Source organism: Jatrophihabitans sp. (assembly GCF_036389215.1).
Classification (GTDB): Bacteria; Actinomycetota; Actinomycetes; order Mycobacteriales; family Jatrophihabitantaceae; genus Jatrophihabitans_A.
Genome location: NZ_DASVQG010000221.1, coordinates 1 through 25,709, shown reverse-complemented (window position 1 = coordinate 25,709; position 25,709 = coordinate 1). Strand labels below are relative to the sequence as shown.

The window sequence follows — 25,709 nt, the reverse complement described above, 5'->3', positions numbered from 1 at the left end:
GACGGCGCCCTGGGCGGGCCTCACCGGCACACCCGGGCGCCGTTTCTATTTCCGGAAAGCGCACGGACTCACAATCTGGCACCGTCGTGGCCGTCTCGACAGAGGCACCGCGGCGCCGCGACCACAGGGATGGGCAATGGTTCACGAGGCTGACGGATCTTCCACGCTGGCGCAGGTACTGACCGAGTACGCCGAGACCGAGAAGGCGCTGTCGGATCCGGCGGTGCACGCCGACCAGGCGACGGCCCGGCGGCTCGGGCGGCGCTTCGCCCAGCTGGCGCCGGTGGTCAGCGCGGCCAAGGAACTCAACCGGGTGCGCGCTGACGCCCAGGCCGCGCGCGAACTGGCCGGTGAGGACAGCTCCTTCGCCGCCGAGGCCGACGAGCTTGCAAGCCAGGTCCCCGAACTGGAGGACAAGCTGCGTGAACTGCTGGTTCCCAAGGACCCCAACGACATCAAGGACGTCATCCTCGAGATCAAGGCAGGTGAGGGAGGCGACGAGTCGGCGCTGTTCGCCGGCGACCTGCTGCGGATGTACCTGCGCTATGCCGAACTGCAGGGCTGGCAGACCGAGGTGCTCGACGACGAGGAGACCGATCTCGGCGGCCACAAGTCGGTCACCGTGGCGGTGCGCTCGCGCAGCGTGGACAAGCCGGTCTGGAGCCGGCTCAAGTATGAGGGCGGCGTGCACCGGGTGCAGCGGGTGCCGGTGACCGAGTCACAGGGCCGGATCCACACCTCGGCGGCCGGGGTGCTGGTGCTGCCCGAAGCGGAGGAAGTCGAGGTCGAGATCGATCCCAACGACCTGCGGATCGATGTCTACCGCTCCTCCGGGCCCGGTGGCCAGAGCGTCAACACCACCGACTCCGCGGTCCGGATCACCCACGTCCCGACCGGCACGGTGGTCTCGATGCAGAACGAGAAGAGCCAGTTGCAGAACCGGGAGGCGGCGCTGCGGGTGCTGCGGGCCCGGCTGCTGGCGCACGCCCAGGAGCAGGCGTCCCAGGATGCCTCCGACGCCCGCCGCTCCCAGGTCCGGACCGTCGACCGGTCCGAGCGGGTACGGACCTACAACTTCGCCGAGAACCGGATCGCCGACCACCGGGTCAACTTCAAGGCCTACAACCTCGATCAGGTGCTCGACGGCGCTCTCGACGACGTGATCGACGCGCTGACCCGGGCCGATGTCGAAGCAGCGCTCAGCGGAGATCCCGGCAGCTGATGCAGCTGATGCAGCCCAGTGGGGTCCGGGCCGAACTTGCCGCCGGCACCGCCGAGCTGACCGCGGCCGGGATCGCCTCGGCCCGGGCGGAGGCGGAACTGCTGCTGGCTCACGTGCTCGGCTGCAGCCGGACCCGGTTGCTGCTCGGCGACCACGTCGGCCCGGCCGAGGCCGGCCGGTTCCACCAGCTGCTGAACCGGCGGGCCACCGGTGTGCCGCTGCAGCACCTGACCGGCACCGCGCCGTTCCGGCACCTGGAGCTGGCGGTCGGCCCGGGCGTCTTCATCCCACGGCCGGAAACCGAACTTCTGGTGGAGCTGGCCGCGCCGTGGTTGGTAGCCGGCGCGACGGTGGTCGACCTCGGTGCCGGCTCCGGCGCGATCGCGCTGTCGGTGGCCCAGGAGTTCCCGGTCGCCCGGGTGATCGCGGTGGAGCGTTCGGAGCGGGCGCTGCAATGGCTGCGGCGCAACGCCGGGAACCGGCAGGCGGCGGGGGACTCAGCCGTCGAGGTGGTGCCGGGCGACCTCACCGACCCGGCACTGCTGACCGGGCTCAGCGGCGGCGTGGCGGCGGTGCTGGCCAACCCGCCCTACGTCCCGGAATCGATCCGGGCCGGCCTGCCGGCCGAGCTTGCCCATGATCCGGACGAGGCGCTGTTCGCTGGCCCGGACGGGCTGGCGCTGATGCCTGCCGTCGCCGAGCTCGCGGCCCGGCTGCTGCGCCCGGGTGGCTTTCTCGGCATCGAGCACGACGAGACCCAAGCCCAGGCCGTCAGCCGGCTGCTGTCCGGCGCCGGCTGCTGGGTGAGCGTGGCCGGCCGGCCGGATCTGACCGGCCGGCCACGGTTCAGCACCGCGGTGCGCGCCTAGCCGGAGGGCTAGCTGAGCCCCACCACCGGCTCGCCGTTGGCGTTCAGGCCGTTGGCGGTCCGGCTGCAGGTCCCGCCCCGGATCGCCCCGCCGTTGTAGGCCTGCCGCATGCAGCTGCGCAGCGCGAGCTGGCCCCAGTAGTTCGGGTGCAGTGACTCCTGCACGTAGTACGGCCCGAAGGTGGCCGACACCGTCCGGATGTTCTCGATCCACTCGCTGGCATCGACCGCGCCGGCGCTTCGCCAGCTCGCCAGCGAGGTCTCCTGCAGCTTGTGCACGGTGTTCTCGCACAGCCGCCGGGCGGTGAACAGTCCGGAGATGTTCATGATCTTGATGTTCGGCAGGGCGGACTGGGTCGCGGCGTTGCGAACCGCCGTGTTGATCGTGGGCAGCGCGCTGGCATTGGACCAGTCGGCATCGGAGTTCCAGAATCCGCAGCCGCCGGTGTCCTGGCGGGAGTAGCCGGATTCGCTGTAGCGGATGCCGGCGCCGTTGGGCAGCGGCGAGGGGTAGGTCTGCAGGACGAGGCTGTAGTCGCTGGTCAGGTAGCCGTTGCGGGCCAGCGCGGTGTTGACGTTCTTGAGCGCGTTGGAGATGCGGGTCGTCACGGCGGAGATGTTCGTGCTGGTGAAGTTGGCGGTCACCGAGGAGTCGTCCTGGCAGTAGTCCTTCCACCAGGTGGGCGAGCTCAGGAAGTCGGTGACGCAGGACTGCACGATGGAGCCGAAGTTGAAGTCGTTGCCGCCGATGGAGACCGCGACCATCGTCACCCGGTGGGTGGCGGCGAAGTTCTGCAGCGCCAGGGCCTGGCCGATGTGGCCGGCACCGTCGTTGTAGAAGTCCAGACCGGGCTTGAAGTCGTTGTCAGGGTCGTAGGCCGAGGTGGCGGCTTTGGCGCCCGAACACGCCAGGTTCTTCGAGGAGATGGTGCCGAAGGCGATCTCGGCGGACTTCGACCGGTGGCAGCCGACGATCGCTTCGCCGGTGCTGGTGTCCCAGTAGGCGGTCGAGCCGAGGGCGTCGGTCTGGCTGGAGTCGTTGGAGTTGCCGGCCCACCGGCCGGCCTCGCCGGAGATGTAGGAGTCACCGAGGCTGACCGCCCAGGCGCTGCCGGTAGGGACGGCGGTGGGGCTGATCTTGGCGGCGGTGGCCGGACCGGCAAGGGCGACGAGTGCGCCGGTGACGGTCGCGGCGCCGGCGAGGAGGGCGGCCATCCGCTGCCAGCTCCTTCGCCGGAGGCCTCCGGATACTGCGGGGTGAACAGAACGCGACATTGGGTTCCTCTCGGGGGGCGGCACGGGGAGCGCCTGGCAAGCGGGGGTGGGTGGATCCAACCGGACGAACCCGGTTAAACAATTCGATCTTGACACTCCGAGCGGCGTCCGGCTACTGGAGGCGGTGGCAGGTGCCGGCACGGATCTTTCGCTGCGGCAGGATGTCGGTTCATGAGCGACCTGCTGGACTGCACCGACCCGAACACCAGACCGATGGCGATCAGCGCCGCCGCCCGTGCGGTGAGCGCCGGCTCGGTCGTGGTGCTGCCCACCGACACGCTGTACGGCATCGGCGCGGACGCCTTCAATCCCTCGGCGGTGGCCAGCCTGCTGGCGGCCAAGGGCCGGGGCCGGGACATGCCGGTGCCGGTCCTGATCGGTTCCTGGCACACCATCGACGGCCTGGTCAGCGCGGTCTCCGGCCAGGTTCGCGACCTGGTGGAGGCGTTCTGGCCGGGCGGTCTGACGGTGGTGGTCGAGCACGCGCCGTCGCTGGCCTGGGACCTGGGAGACGCGCGGGGCACCGTCGCGGTCAGGATGCCGCTGCACCCGGTGGCGCTGGAACTGCTCGCCCAGACCGGGCCGATGGCGGTCTCCAGCGCCAACATCACCTCGATGCCCCCGGCGGTGACGGCTCAGCAGGCCTATGAGCAGCTCGGTGAATCGGTGTCGGTCTACCTCGACGGCGGCGAGGCGCCGGCCGGCCGGCCGTCCACGATCGTGGATCTGACCGGACCGGTTCCGGTGCTGCTGCGCCAGGGCGCGGTGGCGGTGCAGCAGTTGCGCGAGGTGCTGGGCGAGGTCGAGGTGCCCGGCGGGCCGTCCTAGCTCGGCGACGCCGCAGACATCGGCGACAGCCCAGCGGACGTCAGATCCGGGTCGGCGATGCGTCGGACGCGTCGCACGTCCTGGTGCCCGAACCGATCATCCCGCCGTTGCAGTCCTGGGAGACCGCGGCCGACGCCGGCCTGGCCGGGGACGCCGCGGCAGGAGCGGCGAGCGCGATCAGCAGACCCGGCATGGTGGCTGCTCCGGCAAGGAGGGCGGCCACCCCGTGCCGGCCCCCTCGTATCGCGACTCGGCGTGGTGCGGCGTGACTAGGACGTGGCATGGCGGAACCTCTCGAAGCGGGCGTCGGAATGGGCGCTCGTGCAGCGTTGTCCAACGGCTCGATCTAGGCAAGCGCGCGGGTTCGGGGCACGCTGGAGACGCTCGGCCTGCCGACGCCGACCGGTGGCACCGTTGGCCGAGCTGGGTCGGCTAACCTCTTCGTGCGAGGCGTTGCGGTAGCCGCCGACGGCCTCTTCCAGCCCACCTCAGCAAGGGAGCGTCGAGGACATGCCTGAGCAGTACTGGGGACCGGACTTCGAGTCGTTGCAGAAGATCGATCCGGAGATTGCCGGTGTGGTGCTGGACGAGCTCGATCGGCTGCGCGGCGGGCTGCAGCTCATCGCGAGCGAGAACTTCACCTCACCGGCGGTGCTGGCGGCACTGGGCAGCACGTTGAGCAACAAGTACGCCGAGGGCTATCCCGGCAGGCGTTACTACGGCGGCTGCGAGGTGGTCGACCGGGCCGAGCAGATCGGCATCGACCGCGCCAAGGCGCTGTTCGGCGCCGAGCACGCCAACCTGCAACCGCACTCGGGAGCGAATGCCAACCTCGCGGTGTACGGGGCGTTCCTGCAGCCGGGTGACACGGTGCTGGCGATGTCGCTGCCGCATGGTGGCCATCTCACCCACGGCACCAAGGTGAGCTTCTCGGGCAAGTGGTTCAACGCGGTCAGCTATGGCGTGCATCCCGAGACCGAGAACATCGACTACGACCAGGTCCGGGCGCTGGCCACCGAGCACCGCCCGAAGATGATCATCTGCGGTGGCTCGGCGATCCCGCGGCTGATCGACTTCGCCGCCTTCCGCGAGATCGCCGACTCGGTGGGCGCGATCCTGATGGTGGACGCCGCGCACTTCATCGGGCTGGTGGCCGGAAAGGCGATCCCGTCGCCGGTGCCCTACGCCGACGTGGTCACCTTCACCACCCACAAGGTGCTGCGCGGCCCGCGCGGCGGCGCGCTGGTGTGCAAGGCCGAGCATGCGGCCAAGCTGGACAAGGCGGTGTTCCCGATGATGCAGGGCGGCCCGCTGATGCACGCCATCGCCGCCAAGGCGGTCAATCTCGCCGAATGCGCGACACCGGAGTACCAGGCCTACGCCAAGCAGGTGATCGTCAACGCCCGGGCGCTGACCGCCGGGCTGGCCGAGACCGGGATGCGCCCGGTCACCGGCGGCACCGACACCCACCTGGCATTGCTGGACCTGCAAGGCATCGGGGTGAGCGGGCGGGACGCCGAGGCCCGCTGCGACGCGGCCGGCATCGTCCTGAACAAGAACGCCATTCCCAACGACCCTGCACCACCCTCGGTGGCCTCCGGGGTCCGGGTCGGCACGCCGGCGGTGACCACCCAGGGCATGACCGAGCCGCAGATGGCGCAGATCGCCCAGCTGATCGGCCGCGCGGTGACCAGCGAGGATCCGGGAGTGCACGCCGACGTCCGCGCCGAGGTCAGCGGGCTGGTCACTGCCCACCCGGCATATCCGCAGGGCTGAGCCTGAAGGAGGCCTGGTCGTGCACCCATCCCGTGAGTACGCGCTGGTCGGCCTGATCGCCGCGCTCGGGGCCTTCCTGTGCACGCCCCTGGCCCGCCAGTTCGCCACGCGGTGGGGCGCGGTGGCCAAGCCGCGCGATCGCGACGTGCACGCCGTGGACACCCCGCGGCTCGGCGGGGTGGCGTTGCTGGCCGGCTTCGCGGTCGCGATGCTGGTGGCGCATGCCCTGCCGACCCTGCACCGCACCTTCGGCCACGGCAGCGAGGTGACCGGCGTGCTGTGGGGCGGGCTGATCATCTGTGCCGTCGGGGTGCTCGATGACCGCTACGAGCTGGACGCGCTGACCAAGTTCGCCGGCCAGGTGACCGGGGCCGCGGTGATGTCCATCGTCGGAGGCATCCAGCTGCTCTACGTGTACGTGCCGTGGGGCAACGTCGGCACCATCCCGCTGGACCGCGATGCCAGCGTGGAGCTGACGATCCTGCTGACGGTGCTGACCGTGAACGCGATCAACTTCATCGACGGCCTGGACGGTCTGGCCGCCGGCGTCACCGCCATCCAGGGGACGGCCTTCTTCGGCTACAGCTATCACCTGGCCCAGGTCGGCAATTCCGACATCGCGCTGGCGCCGACCCTGATCTGCGCCGCCCTGGTCGGCGCCTGCGTCGGCTTCCTGCCGCACAACTTCGCCTCCGCGCGGATCTTCATGGGCGACTCCGGATCGATGCTGGTGGGACTGCTGCTCTCGGCGGCGGCCATCACGGCGTCCTCGCAGACCGATCCGCAGTCCCTGGCCCTCAAGGGCGCCCTGCCGCTGTACCTGCCACTGATCCTGCCGCTGGCCGTGCTCGCCCTGCCGCTGTTCGACCTGCTGCTCGCGGTGGTGCGCCGGCTGCGGCGCGGCCAGTCGCCGTTCGCGCCGGACAAGGAGCACCTGCACCACCGGTTGATGGAGCTGGGACACAGCCATCGGCGCGCGGTCCTGCTGCTGTACTTCTGGTCGGCCGTGCTGGCTTTCGGAGCGGTGGCGATGGCGGTCAGCACCGGGCCGTGGCTGGTGCTGTGGGTGGTCGCGGGACTGCTGGCGGCCGGCATGCTGGTGACCGCCATCCCGCGGTTGCGCTCGGCGCGGCTGTGACCAGGCCGGCTGTCCAGAGACCGGCGGCGACCATGCCGGCGGCGAGCAGGGCGGTGCGGGTGCGCTGGCTGATGCTGGCGGCAGCCGCCGCCCTCGGCCTGCTGGGATTCAGCCTCACCTCGGGCGCCGGCCTGCGAGCCGGGCTGAGCTTCGTGGGCGGCCTGGCCCTGGCGGCCGGATCCTTCGAGTTCGGCGCGTTCAACATCCGCTTCACCGGCCGGCACGCACCTCAGCTGACACTGCTCGTCGCGATGCTGAGCTACCTCACCACCGCCATCGCGCTGGCGCTGGTGCTGGCGGGCGCAAGCCCCCGGGTGGTGGACGGACCTGCCATCGCGGTGGGCCTGTTCACCGGGCTGGTCATCTGGGTCGGGGCCGAGCTGGCGGCGGCTCGGGTCGTGCGGGACCACCCCTGAGAGCCTGTTAGCATTCCCTTACAAATGCACAGTCCGCCGCGCCCAGACGCCTCCGAGGAGGGGGGCGGCGATCCGTGGGCTGCCTTCGGCTATCTTGTAGCGGGAGTGCTGTTCTACGGTTTTGTGGGTTGGCTGCTGAGCATTTGGCTGGACGCCGACTTCTGGATTCCGGTCGGCATCCTGGTCGGCGCGGGTTTCGGGATGTACATGGTGTTCGCCCGGTACAGCCTGAAAGCGCCGAAGACCGAGCACCGCACGGCACGTGATACTCCGTCCCAAACCCGGACGACGTCTGACGACGAAGCAGCCCGAACAACGCGGCCAGACAGTGATGACCGAGGAGAGACTGCGTGAGCCACACCGGCGAAGTCCTGGCAGCAGGTGAAGGATTCCACGCGCCCGGACCGGCTGAGTTCTTTTTGCCAGATTTCACAGGTAATCACTGGGATGAGCACGGCTATCAGGTGCTGCTGACGAAGGCCTCGCTGCTGCTGCTGCTCGGCGCGGTGGTGGCCTACCTGTTCCTGGCGATCACCTCCCGGCGCAGCGCCGTGGTGCCGACCAAGAGCCAATACCTCGGTGAGCAGGCCTACAACTTCATTCGCAACGGCGTCGCGCAGGACATCATCGGCAGCAAGGAGTACCGCCGCTACGTCCCGCTGCTGGTGTCGTTGTTCTTCTTCATCGTGGTGAACAACCTCTTCGGCGTGGTGCCCGTACTCAACTTCTCGCCGTTCTCACGGGTCAGCTTCGCCTACGGTCTCGCGCTGCTGGTCTGGCTGATCTACAACGGCGTCGGCGTCATGCACAAGGGCTTTCTCGGCTACCTCAAGCACACGACGGTTCCCTCAGGGGTGCCCGCCTGGATCCTGCCGCTGCTGATCCCGCTGGAGTTCCTGTCCAACATCCTGATCCGGCCGGTGACGCTGTCACTGCGTCTGTTCGCCAACATGTTCGCCGGGCACCTGCTGCTCGTGCTCTTCTCCACCGGCGGCGCGTATCTGCTGATCACCGCGACCGGTTCGCCGGTGCTCAAGCCGGCCGGCGTGCTGGCCTTCGCGCTCGGGGTGGCGATCGGCTTCCTCGAAATCGTGGTGGCCCTGCTGCAGGCCTACGTCTTCACCCTTCTGACAGCGCAGTACATCTCCGGAGCGCTGGCCTCCGAGCACTGAGTTCGGCTACACCCCCCGCACCGCGCATCCTGCGCACACCGAATAACGGTCAAGATCGGCCACGCCGGCCGAGTAACGAAAGGAAACCCACATGGGTGGCTCGCTCAACATGGTTGGCTACGGCCTGGCGGCCATCGGCCCCGGTATCGGTATCGGCCTGATCTTCGCCGCCTACATCAACGGCACCGCACGCCAGCCCGAGATGCAGAGCCGCCTCCAGCCGATCGCGATCCTCGGCTTCGCCCTCGCCGAGGCGCTGGCCATCATCGGCATCGCGCTCGCATTCGTCATTTAGCGCAACAACTCCTCAGCAGCCACACCGATCTGTAAGGGTGCGTCATGTATCTGCGTCTGCTCGCCGAGACCACCGAGGATGAGCCGAACCCACTGGGCTTCAACCTTGCCGAGTTCATCCTGGTGCTGATCATCTTCGGGATCCTGTTCTTCCTGATCAGGAAGTACGTGGTTCCGGCGTTCGAGCGCGGTTTCGACGCCCGCCGGGAGGCTATCGAGGGTGGCATCGCCCGCGCCGAGCAGGCGCAGGCCGAAGCGGCCCGGTTGCTGGAGCAGTACAACGCCCAGCTGGCCGAGGCCCGGACCGAGGCCGCCCAGATCCGCGAGGGGGCCCGCGCCGAGGCGCAGCGCATCGTCGAGGAGTTGCGCACCCAGGCACAGCAGGAGTCGGCCCGGATCGTGGCGCGCGGCGAGGAGCAGCTGGCGGCCCAGCGCGGCCAGGTGGTGCGTGAGCTGCGCGGTGAGATCGGCACCCTGGCGGTCGAGCTGTCGGAGAAGATCGTGGGCCAGCGGCTGTCCGACGACGCCGCGATCCGCGGCACGGTGGATGCGTTCCTGGCCGACATCGAGCGCCAGCAGGCAGGCGAGCAGCGATGATCCACGCCGCCTCGCGTTCCGCCCTCGCCGAACTGCGCGAGCGGCTGAACACGGTGCTGCCCGATCTCGGCAATACGCTGTTCAGCTGGCTACCCCTGGTAGGTCGCAACGACGGCGACCGGCACCGGGAGCTGGCCGCGGAGCTCTATGCCACCGCCGACCTGCTCGGTGGGCAGCCCCGGTTGCGGCGTGCGCTGGGCGACCCCTCCACCGACGCTTCGGCCCGCGCGGACCTGGCCAGATCGCTGTTCAACGGCCGGGTCGGTGACGTGGCACTGGGATTGATCGCCGATGCCGTGGCATTGCGCTGGTCCTCGCCCTGGGACCTCACCGACGCCCTGGAGATCCTCGCCGACGACACGCTGCTGGCGGCTGCCGAGCAGGAGGGCCAGCTCGACGCCGTCGAGGACGAGCTGTTCCGGTTCGAGCGGATCCTGTCCGGTTCCGGTGAGCTGGCGGCCGCCCTGGACGAAGCCGGCGTTCCGGCCGAGCGCCGGATCGGCCTGCTGCGCTCGCTGCTGGGCGAGAAGGTGAACCCGATCACGGCCCAACTGCTCGAGCACGCGATCACCAGTGGCCGCCGGCCGACCGTGATGCTGGCGATCGACGACCTGCTGCAGGCCAGTGCCGCGCGCCGCGAGCGGTCGGTCGCCCGGGTGCTCTCGGCCACCGAGCTGACCCCGGAGCAGACCGAGCGGCTGGCGGCGGCGCTGAGCCGGCTCTACGGTCGAGAGATAAACGTACGAACCGCTGTCGATGAGAGCGTCCGCGGCGGCCTCGTGGTCCGGGTGGGCGACGAGGTCATCGACGGCAGCGTCGCCAGCAGGCTGGCCGCGGCCCGTGCCGCGTTCGCCGGCTGACAAGTGAACCGGCTGACAAGTGAACAACGTGACCACGCACCATCCGATGATCGGGATTGAGGAACCAAGATGGCTGAGCTGACGATCTCTGCCGACGAGATCCGGACCGCACTCGAGGGCTACGTGTCCTCGTACTCGCCGGAAGCCTCCCGCGAAGAGGTCGGGCTCGTCGCCGACGCCGGTGACGGCATCGCCCATGTCGAGGGCCTGCCCAGCGTGATGACCAACGAGCTGCTGGAGTTCGAGAGCGGCACGCTGGGGCTCGCCCTGAACCTCGACGTCCGTGACATCGGCGTCGTCGTCCTGGGCGATGACTCCAAGATCGCCGAGGGCCAGCAGGTCAAGCGGACCGGCGAGATCCTGTCGGTCCCGGTCGGCGACGCCTTCCTGGGCCGGGTGATCAACCCGCTCGGCCGGCCGATCGACGGCCTCGGCGAGGTCGAGACCAGTGAACGCCGGGCACTGGAACTGCAGGCGCCCTCGGTGGTGATGCGCCAGGAGGTTCGCGAGCCGCTGCTGACCGGCATCAAGGCCATCGACGCGATGACCGCGATCGGCCGTGGCCAGCGCCAGCTGATCATCGGTGACCGGCAGACCGGCAAGAGCACCGTCGCCCTGGACGCGATCATCAACCAGCGCGACAACTGGGCCAGCGGTGACCCGAAGCGGCAGGTGCGCTGCATCTACGTCGCGATCGGGCAGAAGGGCTCCACGATCGCAGGCGCCCGCTCGACCCTGGAAGCGGCCGGCGCGCTGGAGTACACCACCATCGTCGCCGCTCCGGCGTCGGACTCGGCCGGCTTCAAGTACCTCGCGCCCTACACCGGCTCGGCCATCGGCCAGCACTGGATGTATGACGGCAAGCACGTCCTGATCGTGTTCGACGACCTGTCCAAGCAGGCCGAGGCCTACCGCGCGGTGTCGCTGCTGCTGCGCCGGCCGCCGGGCCGTGAGGCCTACCCGGGCGACGTGTTCTACCTGCACACGCGGCTGCTGGAGCGCTGCGCGAAGCTGTCCGACGAACTCGGCGGTGGCTCGATGACCGGCCTGCCGATCATCGAGACCAAGGGCAACGACGTCTCGGCCTACATCCCCACCAACGTCATCTCGATCACCGACGGCCAGTGCTTCCTGGAGACCGACCTGTTCAACGCCGGTGTCCGCCCGGCCATCAACGTCGGCATCTCGGTGTCGCGGGTCGGCGGCGCGGCGCAGTCCAAGGCGATGAAGTCCGTCGCCGGCCGGCTCCGGGTCGACCTTGCCCAGTACCGCGAGCTGGAGGCCTTCGCCGCCTTCGGCTCGGACCTGGACAAGGCCAGCCAGCAGCAGCTGCGCCGCGGGTCCCGGCTGGTCGAGCTGCTCAAGCAGCCGGCCGCCTCGCCGTTCCCGGCCGAGCGCGAGGTCGTCTCGATCTGGGCCGGCACCACCGGCCAGCTCGACGACCTCGAGGTCGCCGACGTCCGCCCGTTCGAAGCGGCCTTGCACGATTACATCGCGCACAACAAGCAGGAGATCTTCGACAGCATCGTCAACACCGGCCGGCTCGAGGACGACACCATCGAGCAGCTTGAGAAGGCGGTGACCGAGGTCAAGGCGCAGTTCACCTCCACGGTGACCAAGAAGGCCGACGACAACGACCAGCCCAAACCGCGGCGGGTCAACAACGTCGAGGCTGCCGTCCAGGAAGACGTGAAGTAGCCGATGGGTGCCCAGCTCCGGGTCTACCGGCGACAGATCAGGTCGGTCCAGTCGACCCAGAAGATCACCAAGGCGATGGAACTCATCGCCGCGTCGCGGATCGTCAAGGCGCAGAACCGGGTCAACGCGGCCCGGCCCTACGCCGACGAGCTGACCCGGGCACTGGCCGCCCTCGGCAAGGACGCCTCGCTCAAGCACCCGTTGCTGACCGGGGCGGAGAACCCCCGGCGCACCGGCATCCTGCTGGTCACCTCCGACCGTGGCCTGGCCGGCGGCTACAGCGCGAACGCGATCAAGAAGGCCAACGAGTTGGCGGCCTCGATCCGGGGCAACGGCGGCGAGCCGGTGATCTACGTGATCGGGCGCAAGGGCGTGGCCTACTACCGGTTCCGCCAGATCCGGACCGCCGGCAGCTGGACCGGCTTCTCCGAGCAGCCGACCTTCCTCGACGCCCGGGACGCGACCGAGACCGTCGTCTCGGCGTTGCTGGCAACCAGCGAGGGCGAGTCCGACGGGCACGCCGGCATCGACGAGCTGTACGTGGTCTACACCCGGTTCGAGTCGATGGTCACCCAGACCCCGACGGCATCGCAGGTCGCCCCGGTCCGGCTGTCGGACGCCGAGCAGGCCGCTCAGGACGAGCGCGATGCCCAGTCCTCGCAGTCCTCGGACAGCCCGGCACCGTCGTATGACTTCGAACCGGAACCCGACGAGCTGCTGACCGCACTGCTGCCGCGCTACGTCCGGGCCCGGATCTTCTCGGCGCTGCTGGAGTCCGCGGCCTCGGAGTCGGCGGCCCGGCGGCGGGCCATGAAGTCGGCCTCGGACAACGCCGCCGACCTGATCAAGACCTACACCCGGCTGGCCAACCAGGCTCGCCAGGCCGAAATCACCCAGGAAATCAGCGAGATCGTCGGTGGCGCCGACGCCCTCGCGGCAGCAGGAAGTGACTACTGATGAGCACTGTGATGGAAAGTCCCGCCCCCGCCGACACGACGCCGGCGCCGGTTCGCGGCCGGGTCGTCCGGGTGATCGGCCCCGTCGTCGACATCGAGTTCGGCCGCAACAGCCTGCCCGCGCTCTACAACGCGCTGAAGGTCGACATCGAGCTGGGCGAGCTGTCCAAGACCCTGACGCTGGAGGTCGCCCAGCACATCGGTGACGACATGGTGCGCGCCATCGCCCTGCAGCCGACGGATGGCCTGGTCCGCGGCACCGAGGTGACCGACACCGGCGCGGCCATCAGCGTGCCGGTCGGCGACATCACCAAGGGGCACGTGTTCAACGCCCTGGGCGAGCCGCTGGACGAGGCCGGCAAGGACATCGAGTTCACCGAGCGGTGGTCGATCCACCGTGACCCGCCCCCGTTCGACCAGCTGGAGTCCAAGACCGAGCCGATGTGGACCGGCATCAAGGTCATCGACCTGCTCACCCCGTACGTCACCGGCGGCAAGATCGGCCTGTTCGGCGGTGCCGGCGTCGGCAAGACGGTGCTGATCCAGGAGATGATCTACCGGGTCGCCGAGAACTTCGGTGGCGTGTCGGTGTTCGCCGGCGTCGGCGAGCGCACCCGCGAGGGCAACGACCTGATCGCTGAGATGACCGAGTCGGGCGTGCTGGAGAAGACCGTGCTGGTCTTCGGCCAGATGGACGAGCCGCCGGGCACCCGGCTGCGGGTGGCGCTGTCCGCTCTCACGATGGCCGAGTACTTCCGCGACGTGCAGAACCAGGACGTGCTGCTGTTCATCGACAACATCTTCCGGTTCACCCAGGCCGGTTCCGAGGTTTCCACGCTGCTCGGCCGGATGCCGTCCGCGGTGGGGTACCAGCCCACGCTGGCCGATGAGATGGGCCAGCTGCAGGAGCGGATCACCTCGACCCGCGGTCACTCGATCACCTCGATGCAGGCGATCTACGTGCCGGCCGACGACATCACCGACCCGGCGCCGCACACCGCGTTCGCGCACCTGGACGCCACCACGGTGCTGTCCCGGCCGATCTCGGAGAAGGGCATCTACCCGGCGGTGGACCCGCTGGACTCCACCTCCCGGATCCTGGACGCCCAGTACATCGGCGAGGAGCACTACAGCGTGGCCTCGGAGATCAAGCGGATCCTGCAGCGCTACAACGAGCTGCAGTCCATCATCGCCATCCTGGGCATCGACGAACTCTCCGAGGAGGACAAGGTGCTGGTCGGCCGGGCCCGCCGGATCGAGCGGTTCCTGTCGCAGAACACCTTCGTGGCCAAGCAGTTCACCGGCATCGAGGGCTCGTTCGTGCCGATCGAGGAGACCATCGACGCGTTCAAGCGGCTGGCGGCCGGCGACTTCGACAACTACCCGGAGCAGGCGTTCTTCATGTGCGGCGGCGTCGAGGACCTGGAGAAGAAGGCCCACGAGCTGAAGAACGCCTGAGGCGGCAACGGGGCGGGAGTGGACAGCGCGGGGATAGGCAGCGCGGTAGCGACAACGCGGGGATAGGCAGCGGCAGTGAAACGCCGGCGAGTGAGGAGCGCAAGAAATGGCTAACAACACCATGCAGGTCGAACTGGTGTCGGTCGAGCGCCCGATCTGGTCCGGCGAAGCCACCGCGGTCTACGCCCGGACCACCGAGGGCGAGATCGGCGTGCTGGCGGGCCACGCGCCGTTGCTCGGAGCGCTAGCCCCCGGCTGGCTGGTGCGGATCCTGCACGCGGACGGCGTCGAGCAGCGGGTAGCCGTTCATGGCGGCTTCCTGTCGGTGCGCGCCGACGGCGTGTCGGTGCTCGCCGAGATGGCCGAGAACGCCGAGGAGATCGACGTCGCTCGAGCCAGGCAGGCGCTGGAACGGCTCGGCAACGATACGGACGAGGAGTCTGTCGCGGCGCGCCATCGGGCGATGGCGAGGCTGCGCGCAGCGGGGGAGCAGATCTAGATTCCAGCGTCGGCCCGGCAAGCCGGGTGGACAGCGCGAAGGAGGCACCGGGTTGGCAGAGCTTGAGCTCTCCGGCCTGATCGTGCTGTGCGTGGTGGGCCTCTGCTGCCTGGTGCTGCTGATCGTGGTGGTGCTGTACCAGCGCCGCGTGGTGGCATCGGCCGGCGGCCTGCCGATGGCGGTGAAACGCGGCGACCAGCGCTGGGCCAACGGTGTCGGCCGCTATGCCGGTGACGAGCTGGTCTGGTACCGCACGCTGTCGCTGTGGCCCACCCCGGCGCTGCGGATGGCGCGCGCCGATCTCGAGGTCACCCTGAGCCGTGCCTGGAATCCGCAGCGCGACATGGCACTGCGGCCGAACCTGATGATCGCCGAATGCCAGTACCAGGGCGCTCCGATCAGCCTGGGCTTTCCGGACAACGGGCTGACCGGCTTCCTGTCCTGGCTGGAGGCCTCGGCGCCGCGGTTCTGAACAGCGCCGGGGCACCTGCCGTCAGCGCCGGGGCATCCGCCGTCAGCCGGCGTTCGGTCCGCCCGGCTGCCACAGCACGTCGGCGCCGGAGTTCGCGGACCGGGCGAGGATGAACAGCAGATCTGACAGCCGGTTCAGGTACGTGGCGGCCAGCTGGTTGGTGTGCTCGGGATCGGCCTCGATCAGCGCCCAGGTGCTGCGCTCGGCCCGCCGGGTGACCGTCCGGGCCACGTGCAGCAGCGCCGCTCCGGCAGCGCCGCCGGGCAGGATGAAGCTCGCCAGCGCCGGGAGCTCGGCGTTGAACTGGTCGCACCAGGCCTCCAGCCGGCTCAGGTAGCCCTCGGTGATCCGCAGCGGCGGGTACTTCGGGTCAGCGACGATCGGGGTGCACAGGTCGGCCCCGACGTCGAACAGGTCGTTCTGCACCTGCCGCAGCACGGCCGCGATCGGCTCGGCCAGCTCGCCCAGCGCCAGCGCGGCGCCGATCGCGGCATTGGTCTCGTCCGAGTCGGCGTAGGCGGCCACCCGGACGTCGGTCTTGGACACCCGGCTGAGGTCGCCCAGCGCGGTGGTCCCCGAGTCGCCGGTCTTGGTGTAGATGCGGGTCAGATGTACGGCCATGGCGCTCACCCTAGGCGGGTGCCCCGGGGTGGCGCAGCGTGGCGGGGCTGGGCCGGTACTGAGTGCGCGGCCCCGACCGGCGACGTGGGCGCTACTCGGCCAGCAGCTCACGGGCCCGGTCGGCGTCGGCGCCGAAGACCAGCAGGTCGTAACTGTCGCGGTCCAGCCGCGATACCGAGCAGCGGATGCCCTGGGTGGAGAGCAGGTTCTTCGCCGACAGCACCTGCGAGCGGGGAGCCTGCGACAGCACCGGGGTGAGCAGGCCCAGATTGGCGTTCGGCCCGGTCTGGGGACGCCCGGTGCGCGGCCGGGACGGCTTGAACACCCACCGGGTCATCAGCATCAGCACGACGACGATGCCGATCGCCCAGATCAGGATGCCGAGATCGAAGCCCACACCCACTCCTTCGCGGGGAGTCCAGCCTGCCTGCTCCTCCAGCATCGCAGCCGTCAGCCAGCCGGCGCGAGGGCAGTGGTGACCGGCGGCTATGGTGCGAGCATCCCGACCAGCCGCGGGCCGGGCCCGCCTGCAGTCGGCCCGTTCCACAGCCGGTCGCACCCAGCCGGTCGCACAACCCGATCCGCACAGCCCGATCCGCACAGCCCGATCCGCACAGCCCGTCGCACGATCACGAGGAGAGACGCCATGACACAGCAGGTAGCGGTTATCGGAGCCGGCCTGATGGGATCCGGGATCGCCCAGGTGTCGGCCGTGGCCGGGCTGCCGGTCATCCTGCAGGACATCACCGAGGTGGCCCTGCAGCGCGGCAAGGACGGCATCGAGAAGTCGCTGACCAAGCTCGCGCAGAAGGGCAAGCTCGCCGAGGACGACGTCCAGGCGGCGCTGGACCGGATCACCATGGTCACCGACCTGGGCGCGGTCGCCGGCGCGGACCTGGTGGTCGAGGCGGTGTTCGAGAGCCTGGACGTCAAGCAGGGGCTGTTCCGCACCCTGGACGGGCTGTGCAAGGACGGTGCGGTGCTGGCCTCGAACACCTCCGCGATCCCGATCAGCCAGCTCGGTGCCGTCACCGCGCGCCCGGAGTGGGTGGTGGGCACCCATTTCTTCTCCCCGGTGCCGCTGATGGCGTTGTGCGAACTGGTCCGCGGCTACAAGACCTCGGACGAGACGCTGGCCCGGGCCCGGGCGTTCGCCGAGCAGATCGGTAAGACCTGCATCGTGGTCAACCGCGACGTCGCGGGTTTCATCACCACCCGGCTGATCGCGGCGCTGGCCAACGAGGCGGTGCGGCTGCTGGAGTCCGGGGTGGCCAGCGCCGAGGACATCGATACTGCCTGCAAGCTCGGCTTCGGCCACCCGATGGGGCCGCTGGCGACCCTGGACCTGACCGGCGTCGACGTCATGCGCAACGCGACGGCGAACATCTACAACGAGACCAAGGACGGCAAGTTCGCGCCGCCCGAGCTGCTGTCCCGGATGGTGGTGGCGGGCGACCTGGGCCGCAAGAGCGGCCGGGGCTTCTACTCCTACTGACCCTCGCTCATCGTTGGCGGCGGTGCGCGGTGATCGCGCCCGGTCGTTGGCCGCGGGGCAGCTGATGCCCGCCGATCGTTGGCCGCGGCGCAGGTAATCGCGCCGATCGTTGGCCGTGGCGCAGGTAATCGCGCCGGTCGTTGGCCGCGGCGCAGCTGATGCCAGCCGATCGTTGGCCGCGGTACTGCACGAGCCTCGGCGTGTCGCCCTGCTATGCGGCCAACGATCGGAAGCGGACAGGCCGGTCCGGTGAGGATGCGAACTGGGCCACATCGGCCTACCCGCCGGTAGCCTGCGTGCCAGACTCGGGCCGTCGCCGAATCCCGTGTCCACCTCAGGAGCGCAGATGGCCGAGCGGACCAAGCCGTGGGTGATGCGCACCTACGCCGGGCACTCCAGCCCGGCCGAGTCCAACGCGCTGTACCGGCGCAACCTGGACAAGGGCCAGACCGGGCTGTCGGTCGCCTTCGACCTGCCGACCCAGACCGGCTACGACCCCGACGACGAGCTCGCGCGCGGTGAGGTCGGCAAGGTCGGCGTGCCGATCGCCCACCTCGGTGACCTGCGGACGCTGTTCGACGGCATCCCGCTGGAGCGGATGAACACCTCGATGACCATCAACGCCCCGGCGATGTGGCTGCTGGCGCTCTACCTGGTGGTGGCGGAGGAGCATGCCGTCCAGGCGGGACTGGAACTGGGCGAAGCCCGCGCGCTCCTGACCGGCACCACCCAGAACGACATCGTCAAGGAGTACCTCTCGCGCGGGACGTTCATCTTTCCGCCGGCGCCGTCCCTGCGCCTGATCACCGACCTGATCGCCTACACGGTGGCCGAGGTGCCCAACTGGAACCCGATCAACATCTGCAGCTATCACCTGCAGGAGGCCGGGGCGACGCCGGTGCAGGAGGTGTCCTTCGCGCTGTGCACGGCGATCGCGGTGCTGGATTCGGTGCGCGAGTCCGGCCAGCTCCCGCCGGAGCGGTTCGGTGAGGTGGTGCAGCGGATCTCGTTCTTCGTCAACGCCGGGGTCCGCTTCGTGGAGGAGCTGTGCAAGATGCGGGCCTTCACCCAGCTGTGGGACGAGATCACGGCCGAGCGCTACGGGATCGGCGACCCGCGGCAGCGGCGGCTTCGCTACGGCGTCCAGGTCAACTCACTCGGCCTGACCGAGGCGCAACCGGAGAACAACGTCACCCGGATCCTGCTGGAGATGCTGGGCGTGACGCTGTCCAAGAACGCCCGGGCCCGCGCCGTCCAGCTGCCGGCCTGGAACGAGGCGCTCGGGCTGCCCCGGCCGTGGGACCAGCAGTGGTCGCTACGCATGCAGCAGGTGCTGGCGTACGAGACCGACCTGCTGGAGTACGAGGATCTCTTCGACGGCTCCCCGGTGATCGAGGCCAAGGTCGCCGAGATCGCCGCCGGAGCCCGCGCCGAGATCGCCCGGGTGCTGGAGCGGGGCGGGGCGGTGGCCGCCGTCGAGTCCGGGTACCTCAAGGCGGCGCTGGTGGCGTCGCTGGCCGAGCGCCGCCGCCGGATCGAGACCGGCGAGGACGTCGTGGTGGGGGTGAACCGGTTCACCGAGACCGAGCCGAACCCGCTCACCGCCGATGCCGAGGGCTCCATCCTGACCATCGATCCCGGCGTGGAGGAAACCGCCACGGCAGCGGTCCGGGCCTGGCGGGCCGGCCGCGACCATGCCGAGGTGGCCGCCAGCCTGGAGGAGCTCAGAGCCGTGGCGGCCACGGCGGCCAACCTGATGCCGGCCACCCTGCGCTGTGCCCGGGCCGGGGTCACCACCGGCGAGTGGGCCGGGGCGCTGCGGGAGGTGTTCGGCGAGTACCGGGCGCCCACCGGGGTGTCGGGCGGAACCGGTGCCGCCGGGCCGGCCGACGAGGCATTCGCCGCGCTGCGCGGCCGGGTCACCGAGGTCGGAGCCGAACTCGGCCGCCGGCTGCGGTTCCTGGTCGGCAAGCCAGGCCTGGACGGGCACTCCAACGGCGCCGAGCAGATCGCCGTCCGGGCTCGCGATGCCGGCTTCGAGGTGGTGTATTCCGGGATCCGGCTGACCCCTGCCCAGATCGTCGCCTCCGCGGTGGAGGAGGACGTCTCGGTGGTGGGGCTGTCGGTGCTGTCCGGCTCGCACCTGTCGGTGGTTCCCGACGTGCTGGACGGCCTGCGAGCCGCCGGCCTGGACGACGTCCCGCTGGTGGTGGGCGGCATCATTCCCGACGCCGATGCCGCCCGGCTGCGCGAGCTCGGGGTGGCCCGGGTCTTCACCTCCAAGGACTTCGAGCTGAGCAAGGTGCTCGACGAGGTGCTGGACGCGATCCGGGAGGCCAACGGGCTCGGCTGAGCGGCACCCGCGAGGCCGACGGGCGCGGCTGAGCGCCGTCCGGGGGAGCCGACGGGCGCGGCTGAGCGGCACCCTGACCGACCGCTCGCCTATGCTGCCCGGGTGCGCCTGGTGATTGCTCGTTGCATGGTCGACTACGTCGGACGGCTGACCGCCCACCTGCCGATGGCGCCGAGGTTGCTGATGGTCAAGGCCGACGGCTCGGTGCTGGTGCACTCCGACGGCGGGTCCTACAAGCCACTGAACTGGATGTCACCGCCGTGCACCCTGGTCGAGTCCGAGCTGCCCGACGGCGCCGGCGCGCTGTGGACGGTCACCAGCAAGACCGGTGACCAGCTGCTGATCACCGTCGAGGAGGTGCTGCACGACTCCAGCCACCCTCTCGGAGTCGACCCGGGGCTGGTCAAGGACGGTGTCGAGGCGCACCTGCAGGTGCTACTGGCCGAGCACATCGAGACCCTGGGCGCCGGCTACCGGCTGGTCCGCCGGGAGTTCCCGACCGCGATCGGGCCGGTGGACATCATGGCCCGCGACGCCCACGGCGTGTCGGTGGCGGTGGAGATCAAGCGGCGCGGCGACATCGACGGCGTCGAGCAGCTGACCCGCTACCTGGAACTGCTCAACCGGGACCCGCTGCTGGCGCCGGTCCGGGGCGTCTTCGCCGCCCAGGAGATCAAGCCGCAGGCACGCACGCTGGCCACCGACCGCGGCATCGACTGCCTGGTGCTCGACTACGACCTGCTGCGCGGCGTGGACGACCCGTCCTCGCGGCTGTTCTGACCCCACCGACCCGGGCACCGGCGCGGCTGGCGCCCACCTGTACCGGCCAGTAACCTCGCGCTCATGACCGCCGTCTCCGAGCACTCCAGCAGTACCCGGGCCACCGGCCGGCCCACCTTCGACTCGCTGAACCCGGCCACCGGCGAGGTGCTGGCCAGCTTCGAGATCTTCACCGCCGAGGACGTGGCCGCCGCCGTCGAGCGGGCCAGGACCGCCGCGAGCTGGTGGGCCGAACTCGGCGACGCCGGACGCCGGGCCAGGCTGGCCGCCTGGCGGGTGCAGCTGGTGCGGCGCACCGACGAGCTGGCGCGGCTGATCTCGGCCGAGAACGGCAAGCCGGTCGCCGACGCCGTCGTCGAGGTGACCATCGCGATCGCGCACCTGGCCTGGGCTGCCCGCAACGCCGGCAAGGTGCTGCGCCGCCGGCGGGTCAACCCCGGGGTGCTGGCACTGAACCACTCGGCGAGCCTGGAGTACCTGCCCTTCGGCGTGGTGGGCGTGATCGGGCCGTGGAACTACCCGGTGCACACCCCGATGGGTTCGATCTCCTACGCCCTGGCCGCCGGCAACGCGGTGGTCTTCAAGCCGAGCGAGTACACCCCGGCGGTGGCGGCCTGGCTGGTGGACTCGTTCGCGGGCGTGGTGCCCGAGCAGCCCGTGCTGCAACTGGTCACCGGGTTCGGCCAGACCGGTGCCGCGCTGTGCGGGGCCGGCGTGGACAAGCTCGCCTTCACCGGCTCCGCGGCCACCGGCCGGCTGGTGATGGCCAGCTGCGCCCGCACTCTGACCCCGTGCGTCATCGAGTGCGGCGGCAAGGACGCCCTGATCGTGGCCGCCGACGCCGACCTGGCACGCGCGGCCGAGCAGGCCGTCTGGGGTTCGATGTTCAACGGCGGCCAGACCTGCGCCGGAGTGGAGCGGGTCTACGTCGAGGCCGCCGTCTACGACGAGTTCGTCGAGCGGGTTGCCACGCTGGCGGCCGGCATCCGCACCGGCGCCCAAGCCGAAGGCGGTTCTGAGCCGCCAGCCGCCGTGCACTACGGCGCCATCACCATGCCCGGGCAGGTCGAGGTGATCGCCCGGCACATCAGCGAGGCGGTCCGCACCGGCGCCCGGGCGCTGGTGGGGGGTCCGGACTCGGTGCGGGCGCCCTACGTCGAGCCGGTGGTGCTGGTCGACGTGCCACCGGACCAGGCAGCCCTGACCGAGGAGACGTTCGGGCCGACCATGGTGATCAGCAAGGTCGCCGATCTCGATGAGGCGGTCGAGGCGGCGAATTCGGGCAACTACGGCCTGGGCGCGTCGGTGTTCAGCCGCAAGCACGGCCGGCAGCTGGCCGACCGGCTGACTGCCGGCATGGTGAGCATCAACTCGGTGCTCACCTACGCCTCGGTGCCGGGGCTGCCCTGGGGCGGCACCGGCGACTCCGGTTTCGGCCGGATCCACGGCCCGGACGGCCTGCGCGAGTTCGCCCGGTCCAGGGCGGTCACCTCGCAGCTGTTCGACAGCCCGCTCAAGGTGGCCACCTTCACCCGCCCGGACAACGCCATCTCCCAGCTCAGCCAGCTGGCCCGGCTGCGCTGGGGACGGCGCTGATCGGTGCCGGGCAGCGGCTGGCCCGGCTGACCCTGCGGTCCGGCGTGAGACTTCACCCACGCCCCCGGTGCCGCCGGGCGCGCGGCCGGTTACCGTGAGCCGAACGGCGACTCGACAGCCAAACACCAACCTGAAGAGGGAAGAGGCACCAGCGGTGGCGCGGAAATTCACTCGAGTGGGCGTGGTCGGCCTCGGCACCATGGGTGCGGGCATCGCCGAGGTGTTCGCCCGCAACGGCCTCAGCGTGGTGGCGGTGGACCGCGACCAGGCCTCGGTCTCCCGCGGCCGGGGCCACATCGAGCACTCCACCGGACGGGCGGTGGCCCGCGGCAAGCTGGCCGAGAACGAGCAGGCCGAGCTGCTGTCCCGGATCACCTTCGACACCGAGCTGAAGTCGCTGGCCGACGCCGACCTGGTGATCGAGGCGGTGCCCGAGCAGCTGAACCTCAAGCGGGCCATCTTCACCGCGCTGGACGAGATCTGCGGGCCCGAGACGATCCTGGCCACCAACACCTCCTCGCTGTCGGTCACCGAGATCGCGGTGGCGACCTCGCGTCCGGGCAAGGTGGTCGGCGTCCACTTCTTCAACCCGGCACCGGTGATGAAGCTGGTGGAGGTGGTGCGCAGCGTTGTCACCGAGCCGGACGTGGTGGCCGACATCGAGGCGTTCGTGGCCTCGCTGGGCAAGACCGACGTCACGATCGGCGACCGGGCCGGCTTCATCGCCAACGCGCTGCTGTTCGGCTACCTCAACCACGCCGCCGCGATGTACTCCGAGCGCTACGCCAGCCGCGAGGACATCGACGCCGCGATGAAGCTGGGCTGCGGGCTGCCGATGGGGCCGCTGGCGCTGCTGGACCTGATCGGCCTGGACACCGCCTACGAGATCCTGGACACCATGTACAAGCAGTCGCGCGACCGGCTGCACGCCCCGACCCCGATCTTCAAGCAGATGATCACGGCCGGCCTGCTCGGTCGCAAGGTCGGCCGCGGCTTCTACACCTACGACGGCCCGGACTCGCCGAAGGTGGTGGCCGACGCCCACACCCCCGCCGAGCAGCCAGACACCAGCACGGCCCGGCCGGTCCAGCGGGTCGGCGTGGTGGGCTCGGGCACCATGGCGGTCGGCGTGGTCGAGGTGTTCGCCCGCGGCGGCTACGACGTGCACTTCATCGCCCGTTCCACCCAGAAGGTGGAGGCCGTGCACAGCGCGCTGCGGCGCTCGCTGGAGAAGGGCGTGCAGCGGGGCAAGCTGACCGCCGAGGAGCGTGACCAGGCGCTGGCCCGGGTGGCCGGCTCGGCCCGGCTGGACGACCTGGCGCCGATGGACCTGGTCGTCGAGGCGGTGGTCGAGGAGATCTCGGTCAAGCAGGCCCTGTTCGCCAACCTGGACGAGATCTGCCGGCCGGGCGCGATCCTGGCCACCACCACCTCCTCGCTGCCGGTGATCGAGTGCGCGGCGGCCACCTCGCGGCAGGCCGACGTGATCGGGCTGCACTTCTTCAACCCGGCGACGGTGATGGCGCTGGTCGAGGTGGTCAGCACGGTTGCCACCGCCGCCGACGTCGAGGCGACCGCGCTGGCGGTCAGCGGCCGGCTGGGCAAGCACCCGGTGCGCTGCGGTGACCGGGCCGGCTTCATCGTCAACGCCCTGCTCTTTCCCTACCTCAACGACGCGGTGAAGATGCTGGAGGCGCATTACGCCACCAGCGAGGACATCGACTCGGCCATGAAGGTCGGCTGCGGCTACCCGATGGGGCCGTTCGAGTTGCTGGACGTGGTGGGCCTGGACGTGGCGCTGGCGATCCAGCGGGTGCTGTACGAGGAGTTCCGCGAGCCGGGCTTCGCGCCCGCGCCGCTGCTGGAGCACCTGGTGACCGCCGGCCGGCTCGGCCGCAAGACCGGCAAGGGCTTTCGCGAGTACACCTGAGCACCGCTCTTCCCGGGAGCCCGCGGCGCGCGCCGCGGGGCATCCCCCGTCCACGTCAGGAGGTTCGCGCCATGGCTGCCGCCGGTCTGCCCGATGTCGTCGAACTGGCGAAGCTGCCCGCCCGGGTGACGATCTGCGAGGTCGGGCCGCGGGACGGCCTGCAGAACGAGTCGGCGATCCTGCCGCTGGAGGTCAAGCTCGAGTTCATCGAACGACTGGTCGACGCCGGTCATCAGCTGGTCGAGGTGACCAGCTTCGTGCACCCGTCCTGGGTGCCGCAGCTGGCCGACGCCGAGCAGTTGCTGAGCCGGCTGGACCGGCGCCCCGGCGTCCGCTATCCGGTGCTGGTGCCCAACGCGCGGGGGCTGGACCGGGCGCTGGATGCCGGCGTCAGCGAGATCGCGATCTTCGCCAGCGCCACCGAGACCTTCGCCCGGCGCAATCTGAACCGGACGATGGCCGAGTCGATGGAGATGTTCGCGCCGGTGGTGGCCGGTGCCCGCGAGCGCGGGCTGCCGGTCCGGGGCTACCTGTCGATGTGCTTCGGTGACCCGTGGGAGGGCCGGGTGCCCTTGCCCCTGGTGGTGCGGGCGGCCAACGAGCTGATCCGGCTGGGCTGCACCGAGCTGAGCCTGGGCGACACGATCGGGGTGGCCACCCCGGGGCAGGTCCGGGAGTTGCTGCGGCAGCTGGTCGGGTCCGGCGTGGATCTCGGCAGCGTGGCGGTGCACTTTCACGACACCTACGGCCAGGCGCTGGCCAACACCCTGGCCGCGCTGCAGGCCGGCGTGTCCATCGTCGACGCCTCCGCCGGCGGCCTGGGCGGGTGCCCGTACGCCGAGAGCGCGACGGGCAACCTGGCCACCGAGGACCTGCTGTGGCAGCTGGCGGGGCTCGGCATCCAGACCGGGGTCGACCTCACCAGGCTGGTCGAGACCAGCGCCTGGATGGCCGGTCAGCTCGGGCGCCCCAGCCCGTCCCGGGTGGTGCAGGCCCTGGCGGCCCGCTGAGCCGATGACTGCTCGCTGAGCCGATGACTGCTCGCTGAGCCGGCGGGTAGGCCGCCGTCATTAGACTCGGGCCATGCCCCGTCGAAACCTGCCCGCGCGGCACGGGACGGCTCGCAAGCCAGGTGCCGCCGCGCGTGGCCGAGGTGGGCAGGACGGCGGCGGGTTGCCCACCGGTGAGCAGGTGCACTGGTGGCGCGGGCTGGAATACCGGGTGCGAGCCGTCTCCGGGGCCGCCTCAGCGGCTTCCGGGCCCTACCGCTGCCCGGGCTGTGACCAGCTGCTGCCCGCCGATGTCGGGCACCTGGTGGCCTGGCCGGCCGATGACCCCGAGGCCTCGGACCGGCGGCACTGGCACACCGCGTGCTGGGGCGCGCGGGACCGGCGCAGTCCCGGCG

27 protein-coding genes are annotated in these 25,709 nt (G+C 70.4%); 23 read left to right on the top strand and 4 right to left on the bottom strand.

Annotated features, from left to right (window positions below; translation table 11 throughout):
- Nucleotides 1–136 precede the first annotated feature (136 nt).
- Nucleotides 137–1,222, top strand: a complete 1,086-nt coding sequence (gene prfA, locus VF542_RS12195) for a peptide chain release factor 1 (RefSeq protein WP_408651979.1) — start codon at nt 137–139, stop codon at nt 1,220–1,222.
- Nucleotides 1,222–2,091: a peptide chain release factor N(5)-glutamine methyltransferase gene (gene prmC, locus VF542_RS12190; RefSeq protein WP_408651978.1), complete on the top strand. Its 870-nt coding sequence runs from the start codon at nt 1,222–1,224 to the stop codon at nt 2,089–2,091. Before prfA ends, prmC begins: the two co-directional genes overlap by 1 nt.
- Nucleotides 2,092–2,099: 8 nt before the next feature.
- Here the strand turns inward: prmC and VF542_RS12185 are convergent, their stop codons facing one another.
- On the bottom strand, nt 2,100–3,305 hold the full coding sequence (locus VF542_RS12185; RefSeq protein ID WP_408651977.1) for a hypothetical protein: 1,206 nt from the start codon (nt 3,303–3,305) through the stop codon (nt 2,100–2,102).
- Nucleotides 3,306–3,536: 231 nt separating this feature from the next.
- Here VF542_RS12185 and VF542_RS12180 point away from each other — a divergent pair, with 231 nt between their 5' ends.
- On the top strand, nt 3,537–4,193 hold the full coding sequence (locus VF542_RS12180) for an L-threonylcarbamoyladenylate synthase (RefSeq protein WP_408651976.1): 657 nt from the start codon (nt 3,537–3,539) through the stop codon (nt 4,191–4,193).
- Nucleotides 4,194–4,233: 40 nt separating this feature from the next.
- Here the strand turns inward: VF542_RS12180 and VF542_RS12175 are convergent, their stop codons facing one another.
- Nucleotides 4,234–4,386 carry a hypothetical protein gene (locus VF542_RS12175; RefSeq protein WP_408651975.1) on the bottom strand — a complete coding sequence of 51 codons (153 nt, stop codon included), beginning with the start codon at nt 4,384–4,386 and terminating at the stop codon, nt 4,234–4,236.
- A 317-nt stretch (nt 4,387–4,703) separates the two neighbouring features.
- Here VF542_RS12175 and glyA point away from each other — a divergent pair, with 317 nt between their 5' ends.
- From glyA to VF542_RS12110, 13 genes are all read left to right on the top strand, one after another.
- A complete protein-coding gene (gene glyA, locus VF542_RS12170) occupies nt 4,704–5,969 on the top strand; it encodes a serine hydroxymethyltransferase (RefSeq protein ID WP_408651974.1) in 1,266 nt (421 codons plus the stop codon).
- A 19-nt stretch (nt 5,970–5,988) separates the two neighbouring features.
- Nucleotides 5,989–7,107, top strand: coding sequence for a glycosyltransferase family 4 protein (locus VF542_RS12165; RefSeq protein ID WP_408651973.1), 1,119 nt, complete (start codon nt 5,989–5,991; stop codon nt 7,105–7,107).
- Nucleotides 7,108–7,139: 32 nt separating this feature from the next.
- A complete protein-coding gene (locus VF542_RS12160; protein ID WP_408651972.1) occupies nt 7,140–7,523 on the top strand; it encodes a hypothetical protein in 384 nt (127 codons plus the stop codon).
- 105 nt (nt 7,524–7,628) lie between these two features.
- On the top strand, nt 7,629–7,877 hold the full coding sequence (locus VF542_RS12155; protein ID WP_408651971.1) for a hypothetical protein: 249 nt from the start codon (nt 7,629–7,631) through the stop codon (nt 7,875–7,877).
- Between the two features lie 110 nt (nt 7,878–7,987).
- Entirely contained in the window at nt 7,988–8,695 is a 708-nt protein-coding gene (gene atpB, locus VF542_RS12150) for a F0F1 ATP synthase subunit A (RefSeq protein ID WP_408651970.1), read from the top strand.
- A 91-nt stretch (nt 8,696–8,786) separates the two neighbouring features.
- Nucleotides 8,787–8,990 carry an ATP synthase F0 subunit C gene (gene atpE, locus VF542_RS12145; protein WP_408651969.1) on the top strand — a complete coding sequence of 68 codons (204 nt, stop codon included), beginning with the start codon at nt 8,787–8,789 and terminating at the stop codon, nt 8,988–8,990.
- Between the two features lie 44 nt (nt 8,991–9,034).
- A complete protein-coding gene (locus tag VF542_RS12140) occupies nt 9,035–9,586 on the top strand; it encodes a F0F1 ATP synthase subunit B (RefSeq protein ID WP_408651968.1) in 552 nt (183 codons plus the stop codon).
- Nucleotides 9,583–10,446: a F0F1 ATP synthase subunit delta gene (locus VF542_RS12135; protein ID WP_408651967.1), complete on the top strand. Its 864-nt coding sequence runs from the start codon at nt 9,583–9,585 to the stop codon at nt 10,444–10,446. Before VF542_RS12140 ends, VF542_RS12135 begins: the two co-directional genes overlap by 4 nt.
- A 69-nt stretch (nt 10,447–10,515) precedes the next feature.
- On the top strand, nt 10,516–12,144 hold the full coding sequence (atpA, locus tag VF542_RS12130; RefSeq protein ID WP_408651966.1) for a F0F1 ATP synthase subunit alpha: 1,629 nt from the start codon (nt 10,516–10,518) through the stop codon (nt 12,142–12,144).
- Nucleotides 12,145–12,147: 3 nt separating this feature from the next.
- On the top strand, nt 12,148–13,101 hold the full coding sequence (locus VF542_RS12125; protein ID WP_408651965.1) for a F0F1 ATP synthase subunit gamma: 954 nt from the start codon (nt 12,148–12,150) through the stop codon (nt 13,099–13,101).
- An 11-nt stretch (nt 13,102–13,112) separates the two neighbouring features.
- Nucleotides 13,113–14,558 carry a F0F1 ATP synthase subunit beta gene (atpD, locus tag VF542_RS12120; protein WP_408651980.1) on the top strand — a complete coding sequence of 482 codons (1,446 nt, stop codon included), beginning with the start codon at nt 13,113–13,115 and terminating at the stop codon, nt 14,556–14,558.
- 106 nt (nt 14,559–14,664) lie between these two features.
- Nucleotides 14,665–15,057 (top strand): F0F1 ATP synthase subunit epsilon, encoded by a 393-nt coding sequence (locus VF542_RS12115; protein WP_408651964.1) that lies wholly within the window; start codon nt 14,665–14,667, stop codon nt 15,055–15,057.
- Nucleotides 15,058–15,109: 52 nt separating this feature from the next.
- The gene (locus VF542_RS12110) at nt 15,110–15,529 is read left to right on the top strand and encodes a DUF2550 family protein (protein ID WP_408651963.1); all 420 of its coding nucleotides are present in this window, start codon (nt 15,110–15,112) and stop codon (nt 15,527–15,529) included.
- Nucleotides 15,530–15,571: 42 nt separating this feature from the next.
- Here the strand turns inward: VF542_RS12110 and VF542_RS12105 are convergent, their stop codons facing one another.
- Nucleotides 15,572–16,150 carry a cob(I)yrinic acid a,c-diamide adenosyltransferase gene (locus tag VF542_RS12105; protein WP_408651962.1) on the bottom strand — a complete coding sequence of 193 codons (579 nt, stop codon included), beginning with the start codon at nt 16,148–16,150 and terminating at the stop codon, nt 15,572–15,574.
- Nucleotides 16,151–16,241: 91 nt separating this feature from the next.
- Nucleotides 16,242–16,547, bottom strand: coding sequence for a hypothetical protein (locus VF542_RS12100; RefSeq protein ID WP_408651961.1), 306 nt, complete (start codon nt 16,545–16,547; stop codon nt 16,242–16,244).
- Nucleotides 16,548–16,796: 249 nt separating this feature from the next.
- Here VF542_RS12100 and VF542_RS12095 point away from each other — a divergent pair, with 249 nt between their 5' ends.
- From VF542_RS12095 to VF542_RS12065, 7 genes are all read left to right on the top strand, one after another.
- Nucleotides 16,797–17,645 (top strand): 3-hydroxyacyl-CoA dehydrogenase family protein, encoded by an 849-nt coding sequence (locus VF542_RS12095; protein ID WP_408651960.1) that lies wholly within the window; start codon nt 16,797–16,799, stop codon nt 17,643–17,645.
- 346 nt (nt 17,646–17,991) lie between these two features.
- Nucleotides 17,992–19,998: a methylmalonyl-CoA mutase family protein gene (locus tag VF542_RS12090; RefSeq protein WP_408651959.1), complete on the top strand. Its 2,007-nt coding sequence runs from the start codon at nt 17,992–17,994 to the stop codon at nt 19,996–19,998.
- A gap of 102 nt (nt 19,999–20,100) precedes the next feature.
- Nucleotides 20,101–20,778 (top strand): endonuclease NucS, encoded by a 678-nt coding sequence (gene nucS, locus VF542_RS12085; RefSeq protein ID WP_408651958.1) that lies wholly within the window; start codon nt 20,101–20,103, stop codon nt 20,776–20,778.
- A 63-nt stretch (nt 20,779–20,841) separates the two neighbouring features.
- A complete protein-coding gene (locus VF542_RS12080; RefSeq protein WP_408651957.1) occupies nt 20,842–22,374 on the top strand; it encodes an aldehyde dehydrogenase family protein in 1,533 nt (510 codons plus the stop codon).
- Nucleotides 22,375–22,528: 154 nt separating this feature from the next.
- Entirely contained in the window at nt 22,529–24,304 is a 1,776-nt protein-coding gene (locus VF542_RS12075; protein ID WP_408651956.1) for a 3-hydroxyacyl-CoA dehydrogenase family protein, read from the top strand.
- Between the two features lie 71 nt (nt 24,305–24,375).
- The gene (locus tag VF542_RS12070) at nt 24,376–25,314 is read left to right on the top strand and encodes a hydroxymethylglutaryl-CoA lyase (RefSeq protein WP_408651955.1); all 939 of its coding nucleotides are present in this window, start codon (nt 24,376–24,378) and stop codon (nt 25,312–25,314) included.
- Between the two features lie 73 nt (nt 25,315–25,387).
- Nucleotides 25,388–25,709: ATP/GTP-binding protein (locus VF542_RS12065; protein WP_408651954.1), on the top strand; the 322-nt coding region annotated here is incomplete at its 3' end.

Bases quoted from the DNA above. Each gene is read 5' to 3' on its own strand.
- prfA (WP_408651979.1), top strand. From the start codon at position 137: ATGGTTCACGAGGCTGACGGATCTTCCACGCTGGCGCAGGTACTGACC.
- prmC (WP_408651978.1), top strand. From the start codon at position 1,222: ATGCAGCTGATGCAGCCCAGTGGGGTCCGGGCCGAACTTGCCGCCGGC.
- VF542_RS12185 (WP_408651977.1), bottom strand. From the start codon at position 3,305: ATGGCCGCCCTCCTCGCCGGCGCCGCGACCGTCACCGGCGCACTCGTC.
- VF542_RS12180 (WP_408651976.1), top strand. From the start codon at position 3,537: ATGAGCGACCTGCTGGACTGCACCGACCCGAACACCAGACCGATGGCG.
- VF542_RS12175 (WP_408651975.1), bottom strand. From the start codon at position 4,386: ATGCCGGGTCTGCTGATCGCGCTCGCCGCTCCTGCCGCGGCGTCCCCG.
- glyA (WP_408651974.1), top strand. From the start codon at position 4,704: ATGCCTGAGCAGTACTGGGGACCGGACTTCGAGTCGTTGCAGAAGATC.
- VF542_RS12160 (WP_408651972.1), top strand. From the start codon at position 7,140: ATGCCGGCGGCGAGCAGGGCGGTGCGGGTGCGCTGGCTGATGCTGGCG.
- atpE (WP_408651969.1), top strand. From the start codon at position 8,787: ATGGGTGGCTCGCTCAACATGGTTGGCTACGGCCTGGCGGCCATCGGC.
- VF542_RS12140 (WP_408651968.1), top strand. From the start codon at position 9,035: ATGTATCTGCGTCTGCTCGCCGAGACCACCGAGGATGAGCCGAACCCA.
- VF542_RS12135 (WP_408651967.1), top strand. From the start codon at position 9,583: ATGATCCACGCCGCCTCGCGTTCCGCCCTCGCCGAACTGCGCGAGCGG.
- atpA (WP_408651966.1), top strand. From the start codon at position 10,516: ATGGCTGAGCTGACGATCTCTGCCGACGAGATCCGGACCGCACTCGAG.
- VF542_RS12125 (WP_408651965.1), top strand. From the start codon at position 12,148: ATGGGTGCCCAGCTCCGGGTCTACCGGCGACAGATCAGGTCGGTCCAG.
- atpD (WP_408651980.1), top strand. From the start codon at position 13,113: ATGGAAAGTCCCGCCCCCGCCGACACGACGCCGGCGCCGGTTCGCGGC.
- VF542_RS12115 (WP_408651964.1), top strand. From the start codon at position 14,665: ATGGCTAACAACACCATGCAGGTCGAACTGGTGTCGGTCGAGCGCCCG.
- VF542_RS12105 (WP_408651962.1), bottom strand. From the start codon at position 16,150: ATGGCCGTACATCTGACCCGCATCTACACCAAGACCGGCGACTCGGGG.
- VF542_RS12095 (WP_408651960.1), top strand. From the start codon at position 16,797: ATGACACAGCAGGTAGCGGTTATCGGAGCCGGCCTGATGGGATCCGGG.
- VF542_RS12090 (WP_408651959.1), top strand. From the start codon at position 17,992: ATGGCCGAGCGGACCAAGCCGTGGGTGATGCGCACCTACGCCGGGCAC.
- VF542_RS12080 (WP_408651957.1), top strand. From the start codon at position 20,842: ATGACCGCCGTCTCCGAGCACTCCAGCAGTACCCGGGCCACCGGCCGG.
- VF542_RS12070 (WP_408651955.1), top strand. From the start codon at position 24,376: ATGGCTGCCGCCGGTCTGCCCGATGTCGTCGAACTGGCGAAGCTGCCC.